Here is a 25845-nt window from a genome sequence, read left to right as displayed (position 1 = left end):
CCTGTCCCATGTCCGGCGCCGCCGGTGCTCCCTAACCTGGCGGCAAAGCCTGGGGAGGACCTTCCGCATGATCGCGACCAAGCTGGCGTTCTCGTCGCTCCGCCACCGTCCCACCGGATTCGTCGCGAGTTTCGTCGCGATGTTCTTCGGCACCACGATCCTGATGACGTTCGCGTCCCTTTTGGACACTCGGGCGACCGCCGATCCGGAGACCGCGAAGACCCTGCTGATCATGGCGAGTGTCGTCGGCGGCTGGGGGCTGGTGATCGTCCTGTTCGCCACGCTTTCGACGCTCTCCCTGCTGACTCGGCAGCGTGCGCCGGAGATGGCGTTGCTGAAGAGCGCGGGCGCGACGCCGTCGCAGATCGGCCGGATGATCGTCGGCGAAGCGGCGGTCGTCGCCGTCCTCGCCGCGGCCACGGCCGTCGTCCCGTCGGTCTTCGCGGGGCGGTGGCTGGTCACGCTGCTCGGTGAAACCGGCCGCATACCGGCCGGGCTGGAGGCGCGGTTCGGCCTGATCGCGGTGTCCATGGGCACCGGCATCACCCTTTTCGCGGCACTCGTCGCCGCGACGATCGCGGCACGGCAAGTGACCCGGCGCGGGACCACCGACGCGATTCGCGACGCAGGGATCGACACCCGGCCGACCGGCCGGCTCCGGATGATCGCCGCCGGGATCGTCCTGGCCTCCGGGCTCGGCTGCGGGGTGCTGACGATGACCGTGTTCACCGGGACGGAACCCGCGTTGATGGCGGTCGGCGGCCAGGGCGCGATCCTCGCGGCGATCGGTTTCGCGCTCCTCTCCCCCGCGCTGCTCGGCCCGATCGCCGCGGCACTGGCCGCTCCGCTGCGGCGGGCGGGCGTCAGCGGTCAGCTGACGGCGGCTCACCTGCGCGTCCGCGGACGTCAGCTGGCCGGGGTGCTGGTTCCGATCATCCTGTTCACCGGCATCGCGACCGGGACGCTGTACATGCAGGCCATCGAGAATTCGGCGGGCACCGCGCCCGCGACGATCGCGAACAGCATCGAGACCCTGAACTACGTCGTCGTCGGCATGATCGCGCTGTTCGCCGCCGTCATGCTGGTGAACACCGTCGTGGCCGCACTCATCGGACGCCGCCGCGAGTTCGGGCAACAACGGCTCATCGGTTCGACACCTGCGCAGGTCCTGCGGCTCGTCGGCACCGAAGGCACCGTCCTAGTGGCGGTCGGCGTCCTGTTCGGGTCGCTCTCCGCCGTCGTCACCGTCGTCCCGTACAGCGTCGCCAGGACCGGAAGCCCGGCTCCGGACGAGACGATCGGGGTCTATCTCGCCGTCGTCGCGATCACCGTGGTCCTGACGCTCGGTTCGCATGTGGGCGCGGCGGCGAAGACGATGCGGACGCCGGCGATCCAGGCGGGCACCCGCGGCTGAAGGCCTGTCACATCTCCGTTCCCCCACGCGTCAGGGTTACGACTGAGCGATGAAGGATGGGGACCGTGGACGAACACGACTGGCTGGCGCGGCGCTTCGAAGGGCACCGGACGCATCTGAGGGCGGTGGCGTACCGGATGCTCGGTTCGCTGAGCGAGGCGGACGACGCCGTGCAGGAGGCTTGGCTGCGCCTGAGCCGGTCGGACTCCGGCGAGGTGGACAACCTCGGCGGCTGGCTGACCACCGTCGTCGGCCGGATCTGCCTCGACATGCTGCGCTCGCGCAAGTCCCGGCCGGAAGAGCCGGTGGGCGCCCAACTCCCCGACCCGATCATCGGCCGTGCGAGCGGGATCGACCCGGAACACCAGGCCCTGCTGGCGGATTCGGTCGGGCTGGCGCTCCTGGTCGTACTCGACACGCTGGACCCCGCCGAGCGGCTGGCGTTCGTCCTGCACGACATGTTCGCCCTGCCGTTCGACGAGATCGCGCCGATCGTGGGCCGGTCTTCCGCCGCGACCCGGCAACTGGCCAGCCGCGCACGCCGTCGCCTGCAGGGTTCGCCGACGGTCCCGGACGCCGATCTGAGCCGTCAGCGGGAAGTCGTCGACGCGTTCTTCGCCGCCGCGCGGGGCGGCGATTTCGACGCACTGGTCTCGGTGCTCGACCCGGACGTCATCCTTCGCGCCGAGGGCGGCGCGGCTCCGGCGGGGACCTCGCGGTTCGTGCGCGGGGCGGCCAAGATCGCCAGCCAGGCGCTCATGTTCCGCGCCGCGGGCGAGGGCGGGGAGCTACGGCCCGCGCTGGTCAACGGCGCGGCCGGGATGATCGTCACCAAGGACGGCGTGCCGGCGACGGTCTTCGCGTTCACCGTCGTGGGCGGGAAGATCGCGGCGATCGACATCCTCGCCGACCCGGACCGCCTCGCCGCGCTGGACTTCGAACCGCTCGGCTGAAATGTCAGGAAAGGGTCGTTCAGGACGTTTTCCGTCCTGAACGACCCTTTCCTGACGTGCGCGCTGCCGGGATCAGGAGGTCGGGAAGTTGTCCGCGGTGCGGATGCGGTCCCGGATCCAGACACCGGCGGGCTTCAGCGGAGCCGTGCCGGTGAACGAGCTGCCCGAGCAGGTGCCCGGCTTGAACACCGCGCCCGAACGGCTGTCGTCGGAGAAGTTCCAGTTGGTCCAGCTGATCTTCTTCGACGCCAGGAAGTCCAGGTACTTCTGGGAGTTGGTGAAGTCGTTGCCGCCGTCACCGCTGGCGGTCTGGGTGCCGAACTCGGTCACGAACAGCGGGATCTTGCTCGCGGCGCGGCTCAGCGCGTTGAAGTACTCCGTTTTGTGCGACGCCGCGTAGAAGTGGAACGTGTACATGAAGTTGCTGGCGCGCACCGGGTTGTTGATGATGTCGGTCTCGTTGCGGCCGTCGGAGATGCCGAGCGAGCCCCAGCCGTGGGTGCCCACCAGCACGACGCCGTCGGAGTCCTGGGCGCGGATGACCGGGATCATCTGCTCCGCGTAGCTGCGGACGCGGTCCCAGCTGACGTTGTTGGGCTCGTTGGCGATGTCGTAGATGATGTTGGTCTTGTCCTTGTGCCGCTGGGCGATCTCGGTGAAGAACGTCTTGGCGCGGCTGAGGTTCGCGTTCGGGTCACCGGGGGTGAGCTGGTGCCAGTCGACCAGCGCGTACATCCCGCGCTTGGTGGCCTCCTCGATGTACCCGTGCACCATGTCGGTGAACTTGCGCGGGTTGGTCTCGTAGCCGCCCTCCTGGATGTACATGGAGATCCGCAGGACGTCGGCCTTCCAGTCGTTGGCCAGCGCGTCGAGCGAAGCGGTCTTCACACACTGGCTGAACCACTGGATCCCGTGGGTGCTCATGCCCCGGAGCTGGATCGGCTTGCCGGCGGAGTTGCAGAGCTGGAGGCCGCAGACCTTCAGCTGCCCGTTGATCGCCGCCGGACTGCCCGGCGGCAGCGCGGCAACGGCCTGCGTCGCGGGTTCTGCCGCGGTCTCGGTCGCCATCGAGGTGCTCGCGGCGGCGACCGGGGCCAGCAGCCCGGCGGCCAGTGCGGCCGTCACCCGGAGTCGGATCTTGTCCCAGCGCATTCGGCTTCTCCTCTCGCGTCGACGGCACCGACGTTGGCGCGCCGACGGTCAGGGCGGCGGAGTTAAATAGGAAACTTTCCTTACTATTGGAAAGTAAAGGGAAGATTACCCACAGGGTCGACGCACGGTCAAGACTTGACCACCGACGGTTCCGGCGACCTCGGGCATGCTCGGACCGTGACGACCATCGTGGCCTTCCACGCCCATCCCGACGACGAAGCCCTGCTGACCGGCGGCACCCTCGCCCGCGCCGCCGCCGACGGCCACCGGGTCGTCCTCGTGGTCGCGACCATCGGCATGCGGGGCGCGGACCCGGCGCGCCGGGCCGAACTCGAAGCGAGCGCGAAGGTGCTGGGCGTCGATCGGGTCGTCCATCTCGGCTACGCGGGCAGTGGCCACGGTGCGATCCTCTATCCGGATCCGCCGGGCTGGGTCCGCTTCGTCCGCGCGAGCACCGACGAAGCGGCGGCGCGGCTCGTGGCGATCCTGCGCGCGGAGAAGGCGTCCGTTCTGCTGAGCTACGACCGCAACGGCGGCTACGGTCACCGCGACCACGTGAAGGTGCACGAGGTCGGAAAGCGCGCGGCCGAACTCGCCGGCGACGTCCGGCTGCTGGAGGCCACGATCCCCCGCGATGTCGTCGGACGCCTGGTGTGGATCGTGCGCCTGGCGCGGATCCCGTTCCGCTACGACGTCGACGCGCTTCTCGGCGCGTACAGCGCCCGCTCGGAGATCACGCACACCTTCGACGTCCGGCGTTTCGCCCGCCAGAAGCAGGCCGCGATCGCCGCCCACTCCTCACAGGTGAAGGGGAACGGCAGGCTGGCGCCGCTGATGCGCGTCGTGACCCGGCTGCCGGCGCCGCTCTTCGGCCTTGTGTTCAATCGCGAGTGGTACGTCGACGCGACGCCGCGCGGATCACGATCTTGACCGACGGGCGCGGTACGCGGCGGCCTTCACCCGGTTCTGGCAGGCGAGCCCGCAGAACCGCTTGATCTGCGCCTGGCTCGCGTCGATGTACACCTGATCGCAGCGCGGCGCCGCGCACAACCCGACGCGATGCGGGATGTGCTCGCCGAACGCCGCGGCCACCGACACCGCGAGCCCGGCCGCCCACTGCTGGACGAGGTCGGCGTCGGGACCGTGGAAATGCAGATGCCACGACTGCTCGCCGTGGCGCTGCAGGGACGGGCGGGCCTTGCTGTCGACGAGCATCCGGTTCAGCAGGCCGGCCGCCTCGTCGTGCTCCCGCCGCGACAGCGACTCGATGATCTCCCGCAGCCGCGCCGCGAGATTCCGCAACCGCTCCGCGGTGAGCAGGTCGATCTGCCCGTTCGCGGTTCCGTCGCCGCCGAGTGCCTCGGTGGCGACGCGGACGAGATCGTGGCCACCGAGCGCGGGTTTCGCCCTGCCGTGGACGTGCTCGCCGGTCAGCGCGTTGATCAGCGTGACCCCGGCCTCCAAGCGCATCGCGTGATGCCCGTCGGGCTCGTCGACCATTCGCCCCTCCCCGTGCGTCACTGGTTCGCAGGACGCCCGCGGTGACGCTATCAAAGGCGAGCGGGGCCGCAAGGGCGATGAAGTCGTTCGGAGCAGCGGAATCCTGCGGACGGCGCAGCGTCGGTCCACTATGGACAGACCTGCCTGCCCGGCCAGTCCGTGAAGGCCTCCTTGAGGGACCCTGGGTCCCTCAAGGAGGCCTTCACGGACTCGATGATCGCCACATACGCCCCACCTGCACCAGCAGTCACGACAGCCGCGTGAAGGACCCCTTCCCTTGGCTCAGCCGAGGAAACTCGACCTTCACACCTTCCCCAAGTACATGAAGGCCCCCTTCCTTGCGCCAGGCACAAGGAAGGGGGCCTTCATGTACTTCAGGGACCCAACCCGGTGCTCGTGAGTGTTTAGGACGGTTAGAACCGTCCTTACCACTCACGAGACCGAGCAGCCGCTCACCACCGAGGCGGACCGGCGTCCACGATCTTCTGCGAGAGCTCCAGCGGGTCGAGGTGCATCAGCGACTCCATCCACCACGTCATCCCGGCCTGCCCCAGCGCGGGCAGATCGACCTTGATCGGCTCCTCCCACGCCGGGCTCGCGTTCCCCGCCACGGCGACGTCGAAGGGACGGCCCGGTTCCAGCCCGGCGAGACCGAGCGCGCGGTGGGTCTCGGCGATCTCCTCCGCGGTCGGCGTGTGATCCTCCGGGTTCGGGAAGATCCCGTCGCACAGCGCCGCCCGCCGGACGACGCGCGGGTTGTCGGTGGAGCTCGCCACCCAGACCGGGATAGGGAACGGTTCGGGCGGCGCCTCGGCGAGCGCGACCTGGTAGTGCGCGCCGTCGTGGTCGAACCGCCTGCCGGACCAGATCGCGCGGATGACGTCGAGGCCTTCGTCGAACATCGCCGACCGGGTCAGCAGGTCGGTCTGCTCACCGAATCGGCTGAAGTCACCGGATTCGTCCGAACCCAGGCCGGTGCCGAGGATCAGCCTGCCGCCGGAGAGACGGCTGACCGTCGACGCGTGCCGCGCGACCACCCACGGGCGGCGCCGGGCGGGCGGCGTGATCATCGGGCCGAACAACAGCTTGCTGGTCGCGTGCGCGATGGCGCCGAGCGTCGTCCACGGATCCGCGATGGGCATGGTGTCCGCGACCACGTGGTCCCACAGGAAGAACCCGTCCCAGCCCGCCGCCTCGGCGCGCACGGCGAGGTCGACGAGCACTCCAGGCTCACCGAACGGGCCGAAAGGCGGCAGATAGACGGCATGGCGGACCGTGCTGCCGGTCAAGTCGATCATCTCCCCAACGTCATCGTCGAAGTCCCCGGACGGCCGCTTGTTTACGCCGTTCACCCACGTTAGCGTCCGGAAGATGGCGGACGACGGTGAAGGATCGACGAAGTGGCCGGAGCATCGGAGAAGGTTACGCCGGGCGTTGTCCTCGGTGGTCGCCGTCTCACTATGCGCGACACTTTCAGCCGTGAACGCGTCCGCATCGCAGGATGACGGCTGGTCCCGTGACTTCTACTGGGGTGTCGCGTCATCCGGTTACCAGTCCGAGGGCCATGCCCCGGACAGCAACTGGAAGCGGTTCGTGGACCGCTCCGCCGGCAAAGACGGCGTCGACGAGTACCGCGACTCCGTGGACTTCCGGCACCGCTACGCCGACGACATCCGCCTGGCGGCCGGTCTCGGTGTCAACACCTACCGCTTCGGTGTCGAATGGGCTCGCGTCGAACCCTCACCCGGCCGGTGGGACGAGACCGAGCTGGCCTTCTACGACGACGTGCTCCGGCAGGTGCGCGCCTCGGGCATGACGCCGATGATCACGCTCAACCATTGGGTGTACCCGGGCTGGGCGCTCGACCAGGGCGGCTGGGCCGAGCCGCGGACGGCCGACGCGTGGCTGGAGTTCAGCCGGAAGATCGTCCAGCGCTACGCCGGGCAGGACGTCCTCTGGGTGACGTTCAACGAGCCGCTCATCTTCCTCCGGAACGAGCAGAAGGTCGGCGCGCTGGACGCCACGCGGTACTTCGCGGCGCAGTCCAACGTCGTCCAGGCGCACCGCCGGGCCTACGACCTCATCCACGAACTCGACCCGACGTCGAAGGTCACCAGCAACCAGGCCTACATCACCGGGGTCAACGGGATGGCCGACTGGTTCTTTCTCGACCAGGTCAAGGACAAGCTCGACTTCATCGGCATCGACTACTACTACGGCCTCAGCATCGACAACTGGACGGTGTTCGCCGCCGCCAGTGACAAGTTCTGGGACGTGAAGCTCCAGCCAGAAGGCATCTACTACGCGTTGCGCAGCTACCACAACCGGTTCCCGCGCATGCCGCTCTACATCGTCGAGAACGGCATGGCGACCGACAACGGGGAACTCCGCGACGCGGATTACACCCGCGGAAATCACGTGCGCGACACCGTGTACTGGCTCCAGCGCGCGAAGGCCGACGGGATGAACCTCATCGGCTACAACTACTGGAGCCTCACCGACAACTACGAATGGGGCAGCTACCGCGCCCGGTTCGGACTGTACACAGTGGACGCTCTGACCGATCCGGCGCTGACCCGGCGCCCCACGGACGCCGTTCCCGCGTACCAGGATCTGGTGACCGCGGGTGGCGTACCGCAGGGCTACCGGCTCAAACGCGGGCCCGGACTCTGCTCGCTCGTGGACGGGCTGAACAGCTGCCTCAACCCGGCCAAAGTGGATGGACCACTCACGCCGCTGAAGTGACCAGTTCGAGCCGCCTGCCCTCGAACGTCCGCCGCATCCGCCGGTCGTGGGTGACGACCACGAGCGCCCCTGAGTAGGCGGCGAGTGCCTGCTCCATCTCCTCCACGAGATCCGGGGAGAGATGGTTGGTCGGCTCGTCGAGCAGCAAGAGGTCGGTCCTGGCCGTCACCAGCCTGGCCAGTTCCAGCCTGCGGCGCTGCCCGATGGACAGCTCCCGGACCGGCTTGCGAAGATCCGGCGCCCGGAACAGGCCCAGCGACAGCAACCGCTCGGCCGCCTCGTCCTCGTCTCCGTCTCCGGCGAAGACCGTCAAGACGGTCCGCGCGTCGGCGGCGAGCCCGCCGTTCTGGTGCAGGAACCCGATCCGGCCCGCCCGCTCCGCCGATCCCGTCGACGGCGCGAGCTCACCGGCGAGCACCCGCATCAAGGTCGTCTTGCCGGCCCCGTTGGGTCCGGTCACGAGGATCCGTTCGCCGGGCAGCACGCTGAGCGACGTCCGCGGGAGACGGCCGTCGACCGACACGTCGTCCGCCTTCACCACGTACTGACCGGCCTCCGTCTCGCCCGCGGCGATCCGCGCGGTGAACCGGAGCGGCTCCGGCGGCGGCGGGACCGGGTTCGTCTCCAGCCGCTGGATCCGCTCGCGGGCCGACCGGATCCGGCTCATCGCCCCGTGCGCCCGCGAGCGGGCCCGGAACGCGCCCGCTCCGCTGAACGCGGCCGGGGCCTTCCGCGGGATCGCCGAAAACCGGTCGATGTTGACGTCCGCCAGCCGTTCGTAACGGGCCTTCTCCAGCCGCCACTCCTCGTACTCGCGGACCCACCTCGCTCGCGCGGCCTCCTTCGCCGCGAGGTAACCCGAGTACCCGTCGCCGTGCCGCTGGACGGTCCGGCGGTCGGCGTCGACCTCGAGGATCGTCGTGGTGACACGGCTGAGGAACATCCGGTCGTGGGTGATCGCGACGATCCGGCCGCGATGCCCGCGAAGGTGGTTCTCCAGCCAGGCGACGGCGTCGTCGTCGAGGTCGTTGGTCGGCTCGTCCAGCAACAGCAGTTCGGGTGACGCGGCCAGGGTGGCCGCGAGCGCCAGCCGGGAGCGCTGGCCACCGGAGAGGCTGCCCAGCGCGCGGCGGCGATCGAGACCCGGTTGCCCGAGCCCGTGCAGGGCGACCTCCACTCTGGCGTCGGCCTCGTAACCGCCGCGGGCTTCGTACGCGGTCATGAGATCGCCGTACGCGGCCAGGTCTTCGGCGGTTTCGAGCGACTTTTCAGCCGTCCGCAGCCGGGATTCGAGCTCCCGGATATCGGCCAGCGCGAGGTCGATCGCGTCGCCGACCGTGGCGGTGTCGGGCAGGTCCAATGTCTGCGGGAGATACCCGACGCCGCCGGGCGCGGTGACGGTCACGGTGCCGTTGTCCGCCCGGTCGCGGCCGGCGATCAGCCTGAGCAGGGTGGACTTGCCGGAGCCGTTGTCGCCGATGACGCCCGCCTTCTCCCCCGGTTTGACGGTGAAGGAGATCTGGTCGAGCACGACGTGGTCGTCGAAGCGTTTGGTGACACCGGAGAGCACGAGTTGTGTCCCGGGATTTCGATGCGGGGTACGCACAGGGGCGTCCTCCTGATTCTCGCGAGGGAAGGACATGAGGAAGGACGCGACCCGGCGGAGCGAAGGCTCTACGCCAGGGCCGCGTCGAAGGCGAGAATCACAGAGTGAACAAAATCCCCATGCCGAAGACGGTAGCGGGAGAACCCGGACGGGCAAAACGAATAAAAGGTTGTGTACGGGTTCACAGAGTGGTCTGTGTCCCCATACCGCGACAGCGGCGCCCCGGTGACCGAGAATCGACCATGGAGGTTTTCGCGGTCTGAGGGAATGGGGTTCCTCGTGCACGGGTCCAGCGGTCCGATCGCCCGGTTCCGGCGACGGCTCTTCCCTGGTCGCAATTCGCTGGCTCGCGGCTCCGACCGCTTCGAAGCCCTCCTCCTCAAACTCGTGATCCTCGCGGCGCTGCTCGCCATCCCGGTCGCGGCCGCCGTCGGCTCGGCCAACCACGGCAGGCAGGTCGCCGCGGCCGCCGCCGACTCGACCGGCCGTCACCCCGCCACCGCGTACCTGCTGAAGGCGGCGCCCGTCCGCATCGTCGACAGCGAAAGCGTCGGGACCGACACCTCCACGACCGAGGCGACCTGGACCGACTCGCGCGGCGCCCGGCACACCGGCGGCGTCCTCGCGGCGCCGGGCAGCCCCGCCGGATCGGCCATGCCGATCTGGATCGACGCCCGCGGCGAGCTCACCACCGCCCCGAGGAACGCGTCGACGGCGGTGTTCGATTCCGTGCTCGTCGGCCTGTGGCTCTGGTTCGCGGTGGTCGCCGCACTCGTGCTGGTGCAGCGGGTCGTCCGGCTGGTGCTCGACCGGCAGCGGGCCGCGGCCTGGGAGCGCGCTTGGGCGGCCTACCCGCGCTCCGGTTCCTGGCCCTGAGCCCGGGGGCGGGGGCAAAGAGCCTCGGCTAGGGTGCCCGGCATGCGCATCATGATCTCGGCGGACATGGAGGGCGCCACCGGCGTCACCTGGACCGAGGACGTCATTCCGGGCACCGAGCAGTGGCAACGATTCCGCCGCCTGTTCACCGGCGACGTCAACGCCACCATCGCGGGCCTGTTCGACTCCGGCGCCACCGACGTACTGGTCAACGAGGCGCATTCCTCGCAACGGAACCTGCTGCTGGAAGACCTCGACGGCCGCGCTCGCATGCTCACCGGCAGGCACAAGCCGCTCTCGATGATGCAGGGGATCGACAGCGGCGTGGACGGTGTCGTCTTCCTCGGCTACCACGCGGGCGCGGGTTTCGACGGCGTCCTGTCCCACACGTACCTGGAGAATCAGATCACCGGCGTGTGGCTCGACGACGTCCCAGCCAGCGAAGGCAGGCTCAACGCGGCGATGGCCGCCGAGTACGGCGTCCCGGTGCTGGTCGTCTCCGGTGACGACAAGGCCTGCGACGACGCCCAGGACTACGCACCCGAAGCCGAACTGGTCACGGTGAAGGAGTGCGTCAGCCGCTACGCCGCGATCTGCCTTCCGCCCGCCAGGACGGCCGAACTGCTGTCGTCCGCGGCGGCGGACTCGATGAACCGGGCGGGCCGGGTCGAGCGGTACACCACTCCGCACCGGATCGAGGTCGAGTTCGACGCGAGCCATCTCGCGCAGGCCGCGGCCGTGATCCCGACGGTGGAACAGATCGGCGTGCGGCGGGTGGGCTTCGACGCGCCGGACATGACCGAAGCGATGAAGGCGTTCAAGATCGTCACGGCGATCGCGGCTGGGGCGGTGCAGGGTATCTATGGCTGAGCTCGATGTGGTCGAGGTCTGTTCGCGGCTGATCCGGTTCGACACCACGAACCGGGGCAACGGGGACTCGGAGGGCGAGCGCGAGGCCGCCGAGTACGTGGCGTCGCTGTTGTCGGGGCTCGGGATCGACTCGAAGATCATCGAGTCCGCGCCCCGCCGCGCGAACGTGATCGCCCGGGTCCCGGGCACCGACCCGAGCCTGCCCGCGCTGCTCGTGCAGGGACATCTCGACGTCGTCCCGGCGGACGCCGCCGACTGGTCGGTGGACCCGTTTTCGGGCGAGATCCGCGACGGGTTCCTCTGGGGCCGCGGCGCCGTTGACATGAAGGACTTCTGCGCGATGGTGCTCGCCGCCCTCTCCACCGGCGTCCGGCCGCGGCGGGACATCGTCCTGGCGTTCGTGGCCGACGAGGAGGACAAGGGCGAATACGGCGCGCACTGGCTCGCCGCGGCGCACCGGGACCTGTTCGACGGCTGCGCGGCCGCGATCAGCGAGTCGGGCGCGTACACCTACCACGTCCCCGCCGCCGACGGCCGGATCGTGCGGCTCTATCCGGTGGCGACGGCCGAACGCGGCACCGCGCATCTGCGCTTGACGGCCAAGGGCCGCGCGGGACACGGCTCGCGCCCCAACGACGAGAACGCGGTCACCCGGCTGGTCACGGCGCTCGGCAAGATCGCCGCGCACCGCTGGCCCGTCCAGTTGACCCCGACCGTCCAGGCCTTCCTCGAACGCACCGGGGAAGCGCTCGGCGTCCCGGTCGATCTGTCCGATGTGGACGCAACGATCGCGCGGCTCGGGCCCGCCGGGGCGCTGGTGGTGCCGACAGTCCGCAACAGCACCACGCCGACCATGCTCGGCGCCGGCTACAAGGTGAACGTGATCCCGACTTCGGCCGAGGCCCAAGTGGACGTCCGCGTCCTTCCCGACGCCGAACCGGAACTGCTCGCCGAGATCGACGCGATGCTCGGCGAAGGCGTCACCCGCGAATTCGTCGCGCACCAGCCGCCGGTCCAGGCGCCGGTGGATTCGCCGTGGTTCGACGCGATGGCGGACGCTTTGCGCTCTGAGGATCCCGAAGCCGTCGTCGTCCCCTACTGCATGGGCGGCGGAACGGACGCGAAGGCGTTCAGCCCCCTCGGGATCGACTGCTACGGCTTCGCGCCCCTGCTGCTTCCGGAAGGCTTCCCGTACCGGGCGATGGCGCACGGCGTGGACGAACGGGTGCCGGTGGAGGGGCTGCGGTTCGGCACGCGGGTGCTGCGGCACTTCCTGGAGAACTGCTGAGCCCCACCTTGCCAAGTACGTGAAGGCCCCCTTCACTGCGCTAGACGCAATGAAGGGGGCCTTCACGTACTTGCGCCGACCACCCAAACGGCTTTCATTCGAATTTCATGAAGGCCTCATAGCGTCGCCCCCGTGAGACCTTCGACTTCGCGCGCCCGCGCGTGCGTGCTCCTGATCGGCCTCGGCATCGCGCTCTCCGGCTGCCGCGGCGGCTTCCCGATCTCGCGTTCCGACCTCCCACCCGAAACGACCACGTCTCCCCCGGCCGAGACCCAGACCCTCACCGTGACGACGTCCGCGCCGGCAACGTCGTCGACGCCATCCGCGCCGAGCCTCGAACCCGCCGCGATCGACCGCGTGTTCCAGGTCTACATGAACGGGCTCGCCAATCACGACATGACCGCCCTGCGCAGCGGGACCTGCCCGCGCCTGAGGTCGACGCTGCTCGGGTTCGAACTCCACGGGCATTACGTCGAGCGCTGGGAGATGCTGCCGTACTCCGTCCCGGCGGGACAGGAGTTCGTGACGGTCCAGGCCAAGGTCACCCAGCGGAACGCGCGCAGCGGCAAACTCGCGGGCGACGTCGTCTATTCCTGGTATGTCGAGCGGAACGAGGACACGAACTACTACGTTTGCGGGTGGCTCGACCACGAATGACCACAGGAGGCCGCCGATGAACACGGTCGCGCGACTCGCCAGGGACGAACGGGCGGACTTCGCCGCGTTCCTCCGGACGCTGTCCCCGCGAGACTGGGACGCGCCGACCTTGTGTTCGGAGTGGACGGTCCGCGAGGTCGTCGCTCATGTCGTCGACTACGACACCCAGCGTTTCCGCGATCTGGTCGGCCAGGCCGTCCGCGGCGGGCTGCGGCTCAACCGGATGAACGCGCTCGGGGTCGCGCGAAAGCCGGACCGGACACCGGAGGAGCTGATCGCGAGGATCGAGGAACACCTCGAACCGAGTGGCCTGACCTCGGCCTTCGGCGGACGGGTGGCGTTGCTCGACGGGCTGCTCCACCACCAGGACATCCGGCGGCCGCTGGGGTTTCCGCGAGAGGTACCGCCGGAAAGGCTGCGTCATGCACTGGCCTTCGCCCGCTATGCGCCGCCGATCAAGGCCGGCAAACGGGCGCGCGGACTCCGGCTCGTCGCCACGGACGTGAACTGGGCTGCCGGATCCGGACCGGAGGTGCGCGGCCCCGGTGAGGCGGTCCTGCTGTCGATCGCCGGCCGGGACGTGGCACTGGACGAGCTTTCCGGTCCGGGCGTGGCGATCCTCGCGTCCAGAATGGACGGCTGAAGCCCGCTCAGCCGACGGCCGCGACCGGAACCGCCGTGGTGGCCATCCGGCGACGGACGGCATTGCCGAGCAGGAGCTGACCGACGGCCGCGGCCACGCAGAGACCGAAGCAGACGCTCCACAACACGGGCGCGCCCAGCACCAGGAGCTGCGTACCGCCGAGCGGAGCGACGAACGCGGCGAGGCCCGCCGCCGTGCCGTAGGCGCCGTTGTACCGGCCGCGCAGATGCGGCGGGGCGAGTTCGGCCACGATCGCGACACCCACCGACTGGATCACGATCTCGCCGAGGGTCCAGAACACCGCGCACACCGCGTACACCGGTGTCGTCGACGCGAAGGCCGTGGCCCCGAAACCCAAACCCGTCAACAGGATCCCGAACGTGAGCACCCGCGACGGATCCCACCGGCCCAGCCGATGCCCCACCAGTGGCTGCACGACCACGATGACGATCCCGTTCACCGCCATCACCAGCCCGTACCCCGCCGGGGAAAGACCGTCCTCGCGCATCGCCAGCGGCAACGTGGCCAGGCTCTGCAGGAACACGAACGCGACGACCAGTGACACCAGCATCAGCCCGGCCATGACCCGGTCGCGCAGGACGACGGTGAAACCGCCCCGTTCCCTGGGTCCGCCGTCACCACGGGTCTCCGGCACCGCCCGCCAGACCAGCAGCCCGAACAGCACGCACGTCGCCGCGTCCACCCAGAACAGCGTCGTGAATCCCGCGCGGGCCAGCGTTCCGCCCAGCACCATCGCGATCGAGAAGCCGAGGTTGATCGCCCACAGGAGCAGTCCGAAAGCCCGCGTGCGGTCGGCACCGGGCACCAGATCCGCCACGATCGACTGGGTGGCCGGGCGGAACACGTCGAGTGCCAGTCCGAGCAGCAGCGCGGCGACCGCGATCAGTTCGAGGCGTTCGACGTAACCCAGCACCAGCATGATCGCGCCGGTCGCGAGCATGCCGCCGGTCAGCGTCGCCCGCCTGCCGATGCGGTCCGCCAGCATGCCGCCGATCAGCTGCGAGAACACCTGGCCGATGCCGAGCAGCGCCAGCACGGTGCCCGCCGTCGCCACCGAAAGGCCGCGTTCGCTGGTCAGGTACAGCGCCAGGAACGGCAGGACCATCGTGCCGAGGCGGTTGACGAGCGTACCCGTCCACAGCACCCAGAACGATTTCGGCAGGCCGCCGAGCCGGGTCCGCAGGAACCCCGGCGCCGTCATGGTTCGAGCTCGTAGCAGCCCACGCCGTCGAGGTACCGCAGCGTGCCGAGATCGCGCAGGACGTACTCCTCGATCTCGTGCATGAAGGTGACGACCACCGGGAACGTCGTGTCGTCGACGGTGCGGCGCAAGGGTTTCCCGGGCTGGGTCAGCACGAACATCTCGTGGAAGCTCTCCAGCCGCTCGATCTCGTCGAGCACCGTGTACCGGCGGAGCGTGCCTTCGACCGGCGAGAGCAGCGCGGACCAGGCGTAGTGCCGCCGGATCCGGTAGTCCTCGCCCCACCGCTCGCGGAACCGCTCCGGCCGCAGCACCGCGTCCGCCATCCAGTCCAGCTGGGACTCGCCGATCGCGAGCCGCGCCAGATGCGGCAGGTCGCCGCCCGAGAGGCGGGAGCCCACCTCGATCAGCCGTGGGCCCTGCGGGGTCCGCTTGACCTCGACGTGCGCGGCGCCGTGCCGGATGCCGAGGGCGTCGAGTACCGCGAACGCGTAGTTCACCAGTTCGTCGTGGCCCGGCCCGCGCCTCGGCACGATCTGGCAGGCACCGAGCAGGTCGGACACCCCGTTGACGGCGAAGCGCGAGGTCTTCCAGATGTCGCACACCTGGTGCAGGCCGTCCATGCTGACCGTGTTGATCATGTACTCGGTGCCCGCAAGGTATTCCTGCGCGATGACGAGGTCGTTGTCCTCGGAGAACACGTTCTGGCGGCCGGTGATCGTGCGCAGCGCCTCGACGGACCGCTCCGGAGTGTCGCAAAAGGACACACCGTCGCCGCCGGCGCTGCGGTTCGGCTTGACGACGATCCGTCCGCCCACCTCCCGGTGCCATGCGGCGAGTTCGGCCTCGTCGGAGGTCGACAGCTGCCGCGCGACGGGCAGATCCGCCGCGGCGACGGCCTCGCCCATGGCGGCCTTGTCCCGCCTGGCAAGGGACAGCGCGGTGCCGTTCGACGGCACTCCCAGCGCCTCGCTGAGCTCGTCGGTGAACGCGACGGCGTATTCGCCGCCTGCCACGACCGCGACCGGCCGGTGCACCGCAAGCGCGTCCAGTGTCTTCGCGAGATCACCGTCGTGGACGATGTTCTCGCGATAGTTGCTCATAGTGGGCGACGACTTCCGGTACTGCCCGGGTGCGTCCGGCGCGCTCTGCACACGCACACACTCCGCGCCCAGCGCCAAGAACGCCGGCGCGATGTGCCGGGCGGTCTGCGGCAACCCGTGGTCGGCCGTTTCGTAGGTGTCCACGAGCACGACACAGGGCTTCGTCGACAAGGGGGTCACCTCTCAACCGGTGGATCGGGAAACCGACGGTCCCAGCATCGCGATCACCGGGCATCTCCCCGCTTGCGCTCTCGCGCCGGGCTTCTTCCGGCGCGCGATTCGGCGCACGAATGGAGAGGAAATGACCTTTTCGAAGATGCGACGGTTTCGGCACCCGCCCCAGTGCCCCAGAACCGAAGCGAGGTCACATGACGTCGACGTCCACCTTGGAACCTTGGGAGAGAAATGCGGTAAAGCACTCCGACGAGCGGCTGAACGGAGCCCGCGACCCACAGTGGTGGTACACCGGGGTCCGCCCCGAACCCGGCCGCTGCCCCGGCGTGGCCGAATCCGGGGAGATCAGAGCGCTGCCGCTGCCCGATCTCTCCGTGTGCAGCAGGGAAGAAGTGCTGGATTACTTCGACAACGCGTGGACGCTGCACGAGGTGCTGTTCGCCGGACTGAAGGGCGCGGAGGCCTTCTACCGTCCTCCGGACCACAACCTGCGGCACCCGATGATCTTCTACTACGGCCACACGACCGCGCTGTACGTCAACAAGCTGCGGGTCTCCGGGCTGCTGGACGCGCCGATCGACGCCTATCTCGAGCACGTCCTGGAAATGGGCGTCGACGAGAACTCGTGGGACGACATGTCGAAGAACGACATGGTGTGGCCGTCGGTTTCGGAGGTGAAGGACTACCGCGCCGAGGTGTACCGGACGGTCGTCGGCATCATCGAGCGCACGCCGTTCGCCCCGGATCTCGGGCGTCCGGTGACGATGGACGACCAGGCCTGGGCCCTGCTGCTGGCGATCGAGCACGACCGCATCCACCTGGAGACCAGTTCGGTGCTGATCCGCGAAATGCGGCCGAGCCTGGTCGAACGGCCCGCCGAGTGGCCCGCGCCGTCGCCGCTGCGCCGCACCACCGAGACCGGCAAGCCCGAGCCGGGTTCGGTGCCCGCCAACGACACCGTCACCGTGCCCGGGCGCACGGCGCGGCTGGGCAAGCCGCAGTCCTTCCCGTCCTACGGCTGGGACAGCGCGTACGGCTCACGCCGTCAAGAGCTGCCCGACTTCGAGGCCGCCCGCTGTCTGGTGAGCAATGGCGAGTTCCACGGCTTCGTCGCCGACGGCGGCTACCGGCGGCCGGAGTTGTGGTCGGCGGAGGGCGAGGCGTGGCGTCGCTTCCGCAACACCAAGTGGCCGCGGTTCTGGGTGCCCACCGGACCGACCGGGCTGCACGCGTTCCGGTTGCGGACGCTGTTCGACGAGATCGACATGCCGTGGGACTGGCCGGTGGTGGTGAACTACCACGAGGCCAAGGCCTTCGCCGCCTGGCGGTCCGAAAAGGACGGACGGGAATACCGGCTGCCGACCGAGGCGGAGTACTTCCTGCTGCGCGACCTTCCGGAACGTCCTGGCGTCGCGGACGACGTCGTCATGCGGCTCGACGGCGCGCAACTGCGTGAGACAGGCATCAACCTGGGCCTGGCCTGGGGTTCGGAGGGCCCGGTCGACCACTCGCCGACCACGTCGCAGGGCCTGCACGACGCGGGCGGCAACCTGTGGGCGTGGAGCGAGGACACCTTCAACCCGCTCGACGGCTTCACCCCGCACCCGTACTACGAGGACTTCTCGGTGCCCAGTTACGGCGGTCAGCATCAGCTGATCCTGGGCGGTGCCTACATCAGCACCGGCGAGCTGGGCAGCATCTGGGCGCGGCACTTCTACCGGCCGCATTTCCTGCAGCAGGCGGGGATCCGGCTGGTCGTCGCACCGGAGTCCACTGAGGACGGTGCGGCCAGGACGGAACTCGACCGGGCCCTGCTCAGCCAGTACGGCACCGCCGAACAGGTCTTCGGCCGGGCCGGGCATCCGCTGGCCACGACCGTCGGCCATCCCGACCGGCTGGCCCGGAGGTTCTTCGAAGCCGCCGACGAAGCCGGCGTCGAGCTGCGGCGGGTCGCGGACCTCGCCACCGCCGCCGGTGGGCTGGCGTTCTCGCTGGCCGGGCGCCCGATCGAGGTCGTCGGCCTGGACGACCGGCCGGCGTTCGTCGCGGCGGCGGACCGGCTCGCCGAGGGCTGGGACGTCGGCTACCGAGTGCCGGGACGCGGGGAGCCGCACGCGCGGCGGCCGTCGATCGCGCCCGGCGGTGGCGTGTCCTTCACTCTCGCCGAGGCCGGTCGCCCACCCGCGGCGCTCGGGACGTTCGACGGCGTGGTCGTGGCGGACGCCTTCGACCGGCTCGGCGGCGCCGCGGGCTACCTGCGCCCGCTCGCCGGCTCGGAGAACTTCCTGCGCACCGGAGGGCTCCTGCTCGTGGCACTCCCCCGGGCGTCGGCCGCCGAGCTCGCGAACGTCCTCGGTGAGGCGTTCGAGCTGCTGTCGGAAGACACGGAAGCGAGCCTGACCAAGGCCGACGGGCACCGGTACGAGATCACCGACCTGGAGGTCTCCGTCTGGCGCAAACGCTGATTCAGAGGGCGGTGGAGCGGCTCAGCTCTTCCCAGGCGGCCAGCTCCGCCGCCCTAGCCTGGTGCGTGGCTAGCAGCCCGTCGACAGCGTCGTCGCCGAGCGCCAGCCGTAAGGGCGCGTCGTCGCTGTCCAGCACTTTCAGGATCGCGGCGGCGGCCTTCGCCGGGGCACCGGGCTGCGAACCGTCCATCCCCTCGACGAAATCCCGGATTTCACCCGTCGATTCGCGATAGGCGTCGATCACCCGGGAGCGGTGCAACCGGTTGCCGCCGAACTCAGTCCGGAACGCGCCGGGCTCCACGATCAGCACCTTCACGCCGAACGGTGCGACTTCGGCCGCCAGGGACTCCGACATCGCCTCCAGCGCGAACTTCGCCGAGCAGTAAGCCCCGAAGCCGGGCGGGCTCTGCTGACCGCCCATCGAGCTCATCTGCACGATCGCGCCGCTTCCCTGCGACCGAAGGTGGGGCAAGGCTGCTTTCGTCATCTCGACGGCACCGAAGAACATCACGTCCATCAGCGACCGCAGCTCGGCCATGGTCAGTTCCTCGACCGCACCGACCGAACCATGGCCGGCGTTGTTGACCAGGACGTCGATCCGGCCGAACTCGGTGAGCGTCGCTTGTACGGCGGCCTCGATCTGTGCCGGGTCGGTGACGTCGAGCGCCGCGGTGCGCACCCGGCCCTGGCCCAGTTCTTCCAGTTCCGCCAGCGTCTCCGGACGGCGCGCCGTCGCCATCACGCGGTCACCGGCGTCGAGCGCGGCCAGCACGAGATGCCTGCCGAACCCGGACGAGCAGCCGGTGATCAGCCAGACGCGGCCGTCGGTTTCCTTCGTCATTCCTGTTTCCTCCAGTGAAGTTCCTGCGACCCATCGTGCGAATGCCGCGCCTGTGCCGCCAACACCGGTTCCCTGATGCGGCTACAGTCAGAGCCTGTGACCCCCGAGTTGCGACAGTTGCGCTATTTCGTCGCCGTCGCCGAGGACAAGAGCTTCACGAAGGCCGCGCGGCGCCTGCACATCGCCCAGCAGTCGCTTTCGCAGCAGATCTCCGTGCTGGAACGGGTTCTCGGCGCGAGACTGCTGCGGCGCGACAGCCGCGGGACCCGGCTCACCGAGATCGGATCGCTGTTCCTGCCGGAGGCCCGCGCGGTCCTGGCCCGCAACGACGAGGCGTTGGCGGTACTGGACCGGGCGGTACGCGGCGAACTCGGCACGCTGCGTCTCGGGTTCCTCACCACCACGGCCAACTACCTGCTCCCGCCGGTGGTGCGCGCGGTCCGCGAGCGGCTCCCCGATCTCACCCTCACCACGGACGACATCCAGATCGCGCCGCTCGTCGACGGGCTCGCCACCGGGCGCTACGACCTGATCTTCACCCGGCCTCCCCTGATCGAGGGCTTCGAGACCCGCACCCTGACCACCGAGGAGGTCTGCGCCGTCCTCCCGGAGGGACATCGGCTCGCGGCCGCGGCCGAACTGAAACTCGCGGACCTCGCGGACGAACCGTGGGTGCTCACCCCACGAAGTTCCTGGGAGCCCTGGCATCGCCGTTACGACGACGAATTCGAGGCGGCCGGCTTCACGCCGCGCGTCGTCCAGCGGGCCGCGACCGTTCAAGGACTGCTCGGTCTGGTCGCGGCAGGCATCGGCGTGACCAGGCTGGCCCGGTCTTCGCACAGCCTGCGCCGGAGCGGGGTGGTGTTCGTGCCGCTGGCGGACGACACTGCCCGGACGGTGGTGGCCTGGTCGCCGGAGAACGACAAGCCCGCGTTGCCCGGCGTGCTCGACATCGTCACGGAGCTGGCCGCCGGAACGGACCTGACGGAGGCGGGCTGACCGGGCATCGCGACCGTCACACCGCCATGATCACCCTCTCGGGCCACGGGGTCCGTAGAATCCGGTGACGATGCGACGTTTCCGGTGGTGGTGGGGTGCTCTCGCGCTCACGTTCGTGGTGGTTCTCGTCGGGTTCATTGCCTTTACCGGGTCGGAAAGCCGCCCAGGGCAGCCGTCCCCGCGCCAAGGGCCGCCGGGGACGGGGCCGCTGACGGTCGTCTCCATCGGCGACAGCACCGTTTCCGGCGAGGGCGCGGGCGACTACACGCCTGCCACCAACGGGCAGGGCGGCAACTGGTGCCACCGCTCCCCCAACGCCTTCGTCGAACAGATCAAGATCCCCGACGTCACCGCGCGCGTGAACCTCGCATGTTCGGGAGCGCCCTCCGAGCAGATCGCCTTGGGCGAGGCCAAGCAGTGGACGGAGCCGTCGCAGGCACAGCAACTCGCGAACCTGCTCAAGGATCACCGGGTCGCCGCGGTGGTGATCGCGATCGGCGCGAACGACGAGCCGAAGTTCTCCGCTCAGGTCAACGAGTGCTTCAAAGCGTGGTTCTCCCCGCAGAACCCGCCGTGCAGCGCGGCGCTTCGCACCACCTGGAAGTCCAAAGTGGACGCCATGGTGCCGAAGGTGACCAACGCCGTCGCCGACGTCAAGAAGGTGCTGGCGCAAGCGGGTTACGTCCCGGCGGACTACCAGCTCGTGCTGATGTCGTACGCCTCGCCGGTCGGCCCGCAGATCCCGGAGGCGCTACGCAGCCTGAACGGCTGCCCGTTCCGCACCGAGGATCTGGAGTGGATGCGCCGCGACGGCGTCTCCGTCCTGTCGGACGGGCTCAAACAGGCTTCGCGGGCGACCAGCGCGCGGTTCCTCGACCTCTCGCGAGCCGGCGCCGGGCGCGAAGCGTGCAGCAGCGAACCGGCGAACGAGTGGTTCAGCAGGCTGACCCTGCAACTGCGCGACCTCGGTCAGGTCGACCGCGCGAGCCACGCTCTGCAGGAGTCCTTCCACCCCAACGCCAACGGCCACGCTCAGATCGCGAACTGCCTCAACGAATTCCTCGCCGCGCGCACGGGCAACGCGTCGTGCCTCTCGGGTCCCGACGGCAAACTGCACGCGGCGCCCGAGGTGGTCGCGCGTTAGAGGTCGAGAGCGGCGCGCAACATGAGCTAGGCCCCCTCGTCGCACGCGGTGAAGGACGCTTTACCCGCGTCGCATGCGGCGAAAGTCCCCTTCAGCCGCCCCGAAACCAGGAGAACTGAAGGCCCGCGTTAGAGGTCGAGAGCGGCGCGCAACGCGATGTCGATGCGCTCCTGGACCTCTTGGTCGATCTCCGCGATCTTCTCGTCGAACCACGGCCGGTACAGGCGCGTGAGGTTCAGCGTGGAGACCCAGTACCGCGCGTCGACGGCGACGCCGAGGATGTCCTGCGGATCACGGTCCAGCAGTTCGGTGCCGAGCAGCCACGGCCGCTCGGATTCGTTCACCCCGTCCGAGGACAGCAGGACGACGGTGCGCTGCCGTGCCGGTTCGGTCGGGGGGTGGTACGTCCAGACTTCACCCCTGTGCACGCAGATCCTTCTCCGCGGCGGTCAGCTCGGCCTCGTCCGATTCGGCGGACGGTTCGACCGGGGCGCGCTGCGGGGTGTATCCGGTGCGCACGGCCTCCCTGCGGGCCGCTTTGGACAACCACGACGAGACCGAGATCCCGTGTGCCTTCGCGGCCCGCTCGGCGAACTCGAGCGCACCACTGTCGAGTGAGAGAGTGACCTTACGTGTTGCCATACCTTTTATCGTACCAGCGCCGCGCAAGCCCACCCCTTCTCTCGTCTCACAGGGTGGGCGAACGCCCCTCGAACGGCGTCGAAAGCACCACCGTGGTCCGGGTCGAGACCTTCGCGGACTCGCGGATCCGGCGGAGCAGATCCTCCAGGCCGAGCGGCGACGCCACGCGGACCAGGAGGATGTACGACTCGTCCCCGGCGACCGAGTAGCAGGACTCGATCTCCTTGATGTGCTCCAGACGCTGCGGGTAGTCGTCCGGCGCGGCCGGATCGTTCGGCGTCAGCGAGATCAGCGCCGTCAGCGGCAGGCCGATCTGCTCGCCGTCCAGCCGCGCCGTGTAGCCGAGGATGACCCCGCGCTGCTCCAGGCGGCGCACCCGCTGGTGCACCGCCGACACCGAAAGCCCGACCCGTTCGGCCAGATCGGTGAAACTGCGCCGCCCGTCGGCGGCCAGTTCCTGCACGATGGCCTGGTCCAGCGGCTCCAGGGAACCGGTCATGCGTCGAGCACGATCAGGTCGTGCGGGCGCTGGTTGACCGATTCGACGCCGTCCTCGGTGACCACGACGATGTCCTCGATGCGGGCGCCCCAGCGGCCGGGCTGGTAGATGCCGGGCTCGACGCTGAAGGCCATGCCCGGCTCGAGCGGCAGCGCGTTGCCCTTGATGATGTAGGGCTCCTCGTGCACGTCGAGGCCGATGCCGTGACCGGTGCGGTGGATGAAGTACTCGCCGTATCCCGCCTCGGCGATGATGTCGCGCGCGGCGGCGTCGATCGACTCGGCGGTGACACCCGGACGGACGGCGTCGACGGCGGCCTTCTGGGCGCGCTGCAGCACGGCGTACGTCTCGGCGACGTCGGCGTCACGCGGCTCGCCGACCGCGTACGTGCGGGTGGAGTCGGAGTTGTAGCCCTCGGCGATCGGGCCGCCGATGTCGACCACGACGACGTCGCCGCGCTCGATCACCCGCTCGGAGACGTCGTGGTGCGGGCTGGCGCCGTTGGGGCCCGAACCCACGATCACGAAGTCGGCGTGGGTGTGGCCCTCTTCGACGATGGCGGCGGTGATGTCCGCGCCGACCTCGGCCTCGGTGCGGCCGGGGCGCAGCCATTCGTGCACGCGGGCGTGCACGCGGTCGATCGCCGCTCCCGCGTCGCGCAGCGCCTGGATCTCGGCCGCGTCCTTGCGCATCCGCAGTTCGCGCACGATCGGCCCGGCCAGCGTCTGGTCGGCGTCGCCGAGCGCGCCGCGGAAGGCGAGCACGTGCAGCGCCGGGGTGAAGTCGCTGACCGCCACCCGGCCGGGCTTGCCCAGCCGGTCGGCGACGAGTTCGTAGGCGTTGTCGCCGTCGACCCAGGTGACGATCTCGATGCCGAGTTCGTCGGCGGGGACGTCGGCGTAGCCGGGGGCCTCCAGCTTCGGCAGGACCAGCGCCGGAACGCCGTCGGCCGGGATCACGAGCGTGGTCAGCCGTTCGAAGGAGCCCCCGGCCTGGCCGATGAGGTAGCGCAGGTCCGAGCCGGGTGCGATCAGCAGGGCGTCGGTGTCGGCGGCGGCCGCCGCGGCGCGGGCCCGGTCGAGGCGGGCGCGGAGGCTGGCGGCGTCGGGGGCTGGGTTGTGAAGGGAACGGCGCGACATGATGGCGAGCCTAGTCGGTCCGCGCCCCTTGGCTCACCGGCCGGTCACCCCCGATCGGGGCGGGATCGTCGAGTCCGCGCCAGACCCGGAAGATCGCCGGGAAGCCACCGGCGATCAGGTACAGACCACCGAACACGGCGAGCGCGCCGACGAGTCCGATCCCGTCCAGCAGCAGGCCCGCCGCCATCGAGCCGAGCGGCATCGCGGCGAGCACCCCGCCCACGAGGAGGCTGAGCACACGGCCGCGGACGGCTTCGGGAACCCGTTCGTAGACCACGGGCAGCAGGATCGGATTGAGCGCGCCCGCCCCGATCCCGGCGACCACCAGACCGGCGAGCAGGACCGGCGGCGCGGGTTCCAGCGCGAGCAAGGCGAACCTCGGCGCGCCCTCGATGCCGACGGCGACGAGGATCGCGGTCCGGCGGGAGAACCGGTGGCCGACCCAGCCGTAGAGCGCCGAGCCGAGCAGCGCCCCCGCCGCGACCGCCGTGATCATCGCGCCGATGAGGGCGGTGCTGTGCAGGACCTGGTCGCCGTAGGCCGGATACAGGACGCCGAGCAGCCCGAAGTCGAGGCTGTTGGTGAGCATCAGCATGCCGACGATCGCACGCAGCACCGCGTCGCGTTTGACGTATCCGAGCCCTTCGCGCAGTTGCTTGAGGTAGCCGCCCGACGGCGGCCTCGGCGGACCGGCCGCGACCGGGGTGAGCGCGAAGATCAGCGCCGCGGACACCAGGAGCGCGCCCGCGTCGACGAACAGGACCGGCATGGGCCCGATCAACGCGATCAGCGCGCCGGCGGCGGGTCCGCCCGCCATCCTGCCGGTTCTCATCGCCGCCTCGACCGCGCTCGCCGCCCGGCTCACGCGGACATCGCCGAGTTCGGCGACTCCGGGAAGCAGCACCTGTTTCGCCGTGTCGGCGGGGCCGCGGGAAACGCCCATAACGAACGACAACGCGATGAGCCCGGGCAGGCTGAGCCCGGTGGTGGCCGTCGCGAGCGGGATCAGGAGCACCGTCACGGTGGTCAGCAGATCGGCGCCGACACTGGCCCGGCGTGGGCCGACCCGGTCCACGACCGGCCCGCCCAGCATCGCGGCGACCATCAGGCCCAGCACCTCGGCCGCGGTGACCATGCCGGTCTTGGTGCCGCTGCCGGTGCTCTGCAGGACGAACCAGGGAATCGCGAGCAGCGTCATCATCACCCCGGCCGACGAGAATCCGGACGCCACGACCAAGGCCCCCAGTGGCATCCGGCTCATGGCGTCTCCGGCCGGGATTTCCTCGGGAAGGCCGCCCAGTGCACCCGGACCTGGGTGTCACCGTCCCTCTCCGGGCGGCGATAGCGGCCGATCACCTCGAGGATCTCGTCGCTCAGCGCGGCGGCCTCGTCCGGTGTCAACGCAAGAGGCGAGTCATGGAAGCTGACCTTGTCGATCCACTCGTCGGCCCAGTCCCGCACTTCGGCGACGAACTGCGCTTCGGCTGCGTAGCGGCGCTCGATCATCGTGTGGGCGTATGCGTTGAACGGACCGGCGAGATCGGGATCGTCGATGAAGTCCCGAGCGCGCATCTGGTCGCCCTCGTGCACCGCCTTCCACCACCGGTCACGCCTGCTGCCGCGATCGGCGTCTTCCACGATCAGCCCGGATTCGGCCAGCTGCCGCAGATGCCAGCTCGTGGTCCCGGAACTCTCCCCCACCCGTTTCGCCAGCCCGGAGGCCGTCGCCGGGCCGTCCTCCCGCAGCAACTCCAGGATCTTGACGCGCAGTGGATGCGACAGCGCCCTCAGGATGCGGCCGTCGACCCGCGCGAGATACCTCTCGTTCTCCCCCATGAGCTACACCCTAAGACCGCAGAGAGTTCTTTGCAAAGAGTTCTCTGCGATTAGACCCTGATATTCGGTGGTTCTGG

25 protein-coding genes are annotated in these 25845 nt (G+C 69.7%); 12 read left to right on the top strand and 13 right to left on the bottom strand.

The window, feature by feature from the left end; genetic code table 11:
• Positions 1–67 precede the first annotated feature (67 nt).
• Both AORI_RS60345 and sigJ read left to right on the top strand, forming a co-directional pair.
• On the top strand, positions 68–1414 hold the full coding sequence (locus AORI_RS60345) for an FtsX-like permease family protein (protein WP_016334217.1): 1347 nt from the start codon (positions 68–70) through the stop codon (positions 1412–1414).
• Between the two features lie 65 nt (positions 1415–1479).
• On the top strand, positions 1480–2367 hold the full coding sequence (gene sigJ / locus AORI_RS60340; protein ID WP_016334216.1) for an RNA polymerase sigma factor SigJ: 888 nt from the start codon (positions 1480–1482) through the stop codon (positions 2365–2367).
• A gap of 72 nt (positions 2368–2439) precedes the next feature.
• On the opposite strand, the gene AORI_RS60335 is transcribed toward sigJ, so the two are convergent.
• Positions 2440–3519: a glycoside hydrolase family 5 protein gene (locus tag AORI_RS60335; protein ID WP_016334215.1), complete on the bottom strand. Its 1080-nt coding sequence runs from the start codon at positions 3517–3519 to the stop codon at positions 2440–2442.
• Positions 3520–3654: 135 nt separating this feature from the next.
• Here AORI_RS60335 and AORI_RS60330 point away from each other — a divergent pair, with 135 nt between their 5' ends.
• Positions 3655–4449 carry a PIG-L deacetylase family protein gene (locus AORI_RS60330; protein ID WP_016334214.1) on the top strand — a complete coding sequence of 265 codons (795 nt, stop codon included), beginning with the start codon at positions 3655–3657 and terminating at the stop codon, positions 4447–4449.
• Here the strand turns inward: AORI_RS60330 and AORI_RS60325 are convergent.
• Both AORI_RS60325 and AORI_RS60320 read right to left on the bottom strand, forming a co-directional pair.
• Entirely contained in the window at positions 4438–5019 is a 582-nt protein-coding gene (locus tag AORI_RS60325; protein WP_016334213.1) for a CGNR zinc finger domain-containing protein, read from the bottom strand. The genes AORI_RS60330 and AORI_RS60325 overlap by 12 nt on opposite strands.
• 452 nt (positions 5020–5471) lie before the next feature.
• Positions 5472–6317, bottom strand: a complete 846-nt coding sequence (locus AORI_RS60320; protein WP_016334212.1) for an LLM class flavin-dependent oxidoreductase — start codon at positions 6315–6317, stop codon at positions 5472–5474.
• Between the two features lie 181 nt (positions 6318–6498).
• Here AORI_RS60320 and AORI_RS60315 point away from each other — a divergent pair, with 181 nt between their 5' ends.
• Positions 6499–7764, top strand: coding sequence for a family 1 glycosylhydrolase (locus AORI_RS60315; RefSeq protein WP_016334211.1), 1266 nt, complete (start codon positions 6499–6501; stop codon positions 7762–7764).
• Here AORI_RS60315 and abc-f read toward each other — a convergent pair.
• Positions 7748–9370, bottom strand: coding sequence for a ribosomal protection-like ABC-F family protein (gene abc-f / locus AORI_RS60310; protein WP_043848113.1), 1623 nt, complete (start codon positions 9368–9370; stop codon positions 7748–7750). The genes AORI_RS60315 and abc-f overlap by 17 nt on opposite strands.
• A 279-nt stretch (positions 9371–9649) precedes the next feature.
• Here abc-f and AORI_RS60305 point away from each other — a divergent pair, with 279 nt between their 5' ends.
• From AORI_RS60305 to AORI_RS60285, 5 genes are all read left to right on the top strand, one after another.
• On the top strand, positions 9650–10246 hold the full coding sequence (locus AORI_RS60305; protein WP_228688380.1) for an Rv1733c family protein: 597 nt from the start codon (positions 9650–9652) through the stop codon (positions 10244–10246).
• A 42-nt stretch (positions 10247–10288) separates the two neighbouring features.
• Positions 10289–11116: a M55 family metallopeptidase gene (locus AORI_RS60300; protein ID WP_016334208.1), complete on the top strand. Its 828-nt coding sequence runs from the start codon at positions 10289–10291 to the stop codon at positions 11114–11116.
• Positions 11109–12404: a M20/M25/M40 family metallo-hydrolase gene (locus AORI_RS60295; protein ID WP_016334207.1), complete on the top strand. Its 1296-nt coding sequence runs from the start codon at positions 11109–11111 to the stop codon at positions 12402–12404. Before AORI_RS60300 ends, AORI_RS60295 begins: the two co-directional genes overlap by 8 nt.
• Before the next feature lie 132 nt (positions 12405–12536).
• Complete coding sequence (locus tag AORI_RS60290; protein ID WP_228688379.1) at positions 12537–13061, top strand: hypothetical protein; 525 nt, start codon at positions 12537–12539, stop codon at positions 13059–13061.
• A gap of 16 nt (positions 13062–13077) precedes the next feature.
• The gene (locus AORI_RS60285) at positions 13078–13704 is read left to right on the top strand and encodes a maleylpyruvate isomerase family mycothiol-dependent enzyme (RefSeq protein ID WP_016334205.1); all 627 of its coding nucleotides are present in this window, start codon (positions 13078–13080) and stop codon (positions 13702–13704) included.
• Positions 13705–13711: 7 nt separating this feature from the next.
• Here the strand turns inward: AORI_RS60285 and AORI_RS60280 are convergent, their stop codons facing one another.
• Both AORI_RS60280 and AORI_RS60275 read right to left on the bottom strand, forming a co-directional pair.
• Entirely contained in the window at positions 13712–14926 is a 1215-nt protein-coding gene (locus AORI_RS60280) for an MDR family MFS transporter (RefSeq protein ID WP_016334204.1), read from the bottom strand.
• Entirely contained in the window at positions 14923–16209 is a 1287-nt protein-coding gene (locus AORI_RS60275; protein WP_420806981.1) for an ATP-grasp domain-containing protein, read from the bottom strand. The genes AORI_RS60280 and AORI_RS60275 overlap by 4 nt, the downstream gene beginning before the upstream one ends.
• Before the next feature lie 188 nt (positions 16210–16397).
• Between AORI_RS60275 and ovoA the strand changes: the two genes are divergently transcribed.
• Positions 16398–18668, top strand: coding sequence for a 5-histidylcysteine sulfoxide synthase (ovoA, locus tag AORI_RS60270; RefSeq protein WP_016334202.1), 2271 nt, complete (start codon positions 16398–16400; stop codon positions 18666–18668).
• Position 18669: 1 nt separating this feature from the next.
• Here the strand turns inward: ovoA and AORI_RS60265 are convergent, their stop codons facing one another.
• A complete protein-coding gene (locus AORI_RS60265) occupies positions 18670–19509 on the bottom strand; it encodes an oxidoreductase (protein ID WP_016334201.1) in 840 nt (279 codons plus the stop codon).
• Between the two features lie 96 nt (positions 19510–19605).
• Here AORI_RS60265 and AORI_RS60260 point away from each other — a divergent pair, with 96 nt between their 5' ends.
• Both AORI_RS60260 and AORI_RS60255 read left to right on the top strand, forming a co-directional pair.
• Positions 19606–20508 (top strand): LysR family transcriptional regulator, encoded by a 903-nt coding sequence (locus AORI_RS60260; protein ID WP_043848112.1) that lies wholly within the window; start codon positions 19606–19608, stop codon positions 20506–20508.
• Positions 20509–20578: 70 nt separating this feature from the next.
• Complete coding sequence (locus tag AORI_RS60255; RefSeq protein WP_081809794.1) at positions 20579–21652, top strand: GDSL-type esterase/lipase family protein; 1074 nt, start codon at positions 20579–20581, stop codon at positions 21650–21652.
• A gap of 128 nt (positions 21653–21780) precedes the next feature.
• On the opposite strand, the gene AORI_RS60250 is transcribed toward AORI_RS60255, so the two are convergent.
• The 6 genes from AORI_RS60250 to AORI_RS60225 are packed head-to-tail and all read right to left on the bottom strand — an operon-like array spanning position 21781 to position 25768.
• Positions 21781–22080 carry a hypothetical protein gene (locus AORI_RS60250; RefSeq protein ID WP_005150941.1) on the bottom strand — a complete coding sequence of 100 codons (300 nt, stop codon included), beginning with the start codon at positions 22078–22080 and terminating at the stop codon, positions 21781–21783.
• Positions 22067–22294, bottom strand: coding sequence for a hypothetical protein (locus AORI_RS60245; RefSeq protein WP_007035425.1), 228 nt, complete (start codon positions 22292–22294; stop codon positions 22067–22069). Before AORI_RS60245 ends, AORI_RS60250 begins: the two co-directional genes overlap by 14 nt.
• A 46-nt stretch (positions 22295–22340) precedes the next feature.
• Positions 22341–22793 (bottom strand): Lrp/AsnC family transcriptional regulator, encoded by a 453-nt coding sequence (locus AORI_RS60240; RefSeq protein WP_016334198.1) that lies wholly within the window; start codon positions 22791–22793, stop codon positions 22341–22343.
• Entirely contained in the window at positions 22790–23932 is a 1143-nt protein-coding gene (locus tag AORI_RS60235; protein ID WP_016334197.1) for a M24 family metallopeptidase, read from the bottom strand. The genes AORI_RS60240 and AORI_RS60235 overlap by 4 nt, the downstream gene beginning before the upstream one ends.
• Positions 23933–23942: 10 nt before the next feature.
• Positions 23943–25193 carry an MFS transporter gene (locus tag AORI_RS60230; protein WP_016334196.1) on the bottom strand — a complete coding sequence of 417 codons (1251 nt, stop codon included), beginning with the start codon at positions 25191–25193 and terminating at the stop codon, positions 23943–23945.
• Complete coding sequence (locus AORI_RS60225) at positions 25190–25768, bottom strand: ArsR/SmtB family transcription factor (RefSeq protein ID WP_016334195.1); 579 nt, start codon at positions 25766–25768, stop codon at positions 25190–25192. Before AORI_RS60225 ends, AORI_RS60230 begins: the two co-directional genes overlap by 4 nt.
• Positions 25769–25845: the final 77 nt, after the last annotated feature.

This window comes from Amycolatopsis keratiniphila (assembly GCF_000400635.2).
In the GTDB taxonomy this organism is placed as follows: Bacteria; Actinomycetota; Actinomycetes; order Mycobacteriales; family Pseudonocardiaceae; genus Amycolatopsis; species Amycolatopsis keratiniphila.
Note: the sequence above shows the minus strand (reverse complement) of the source record. Positions and strands in the feature narration are given on the sequence as shown.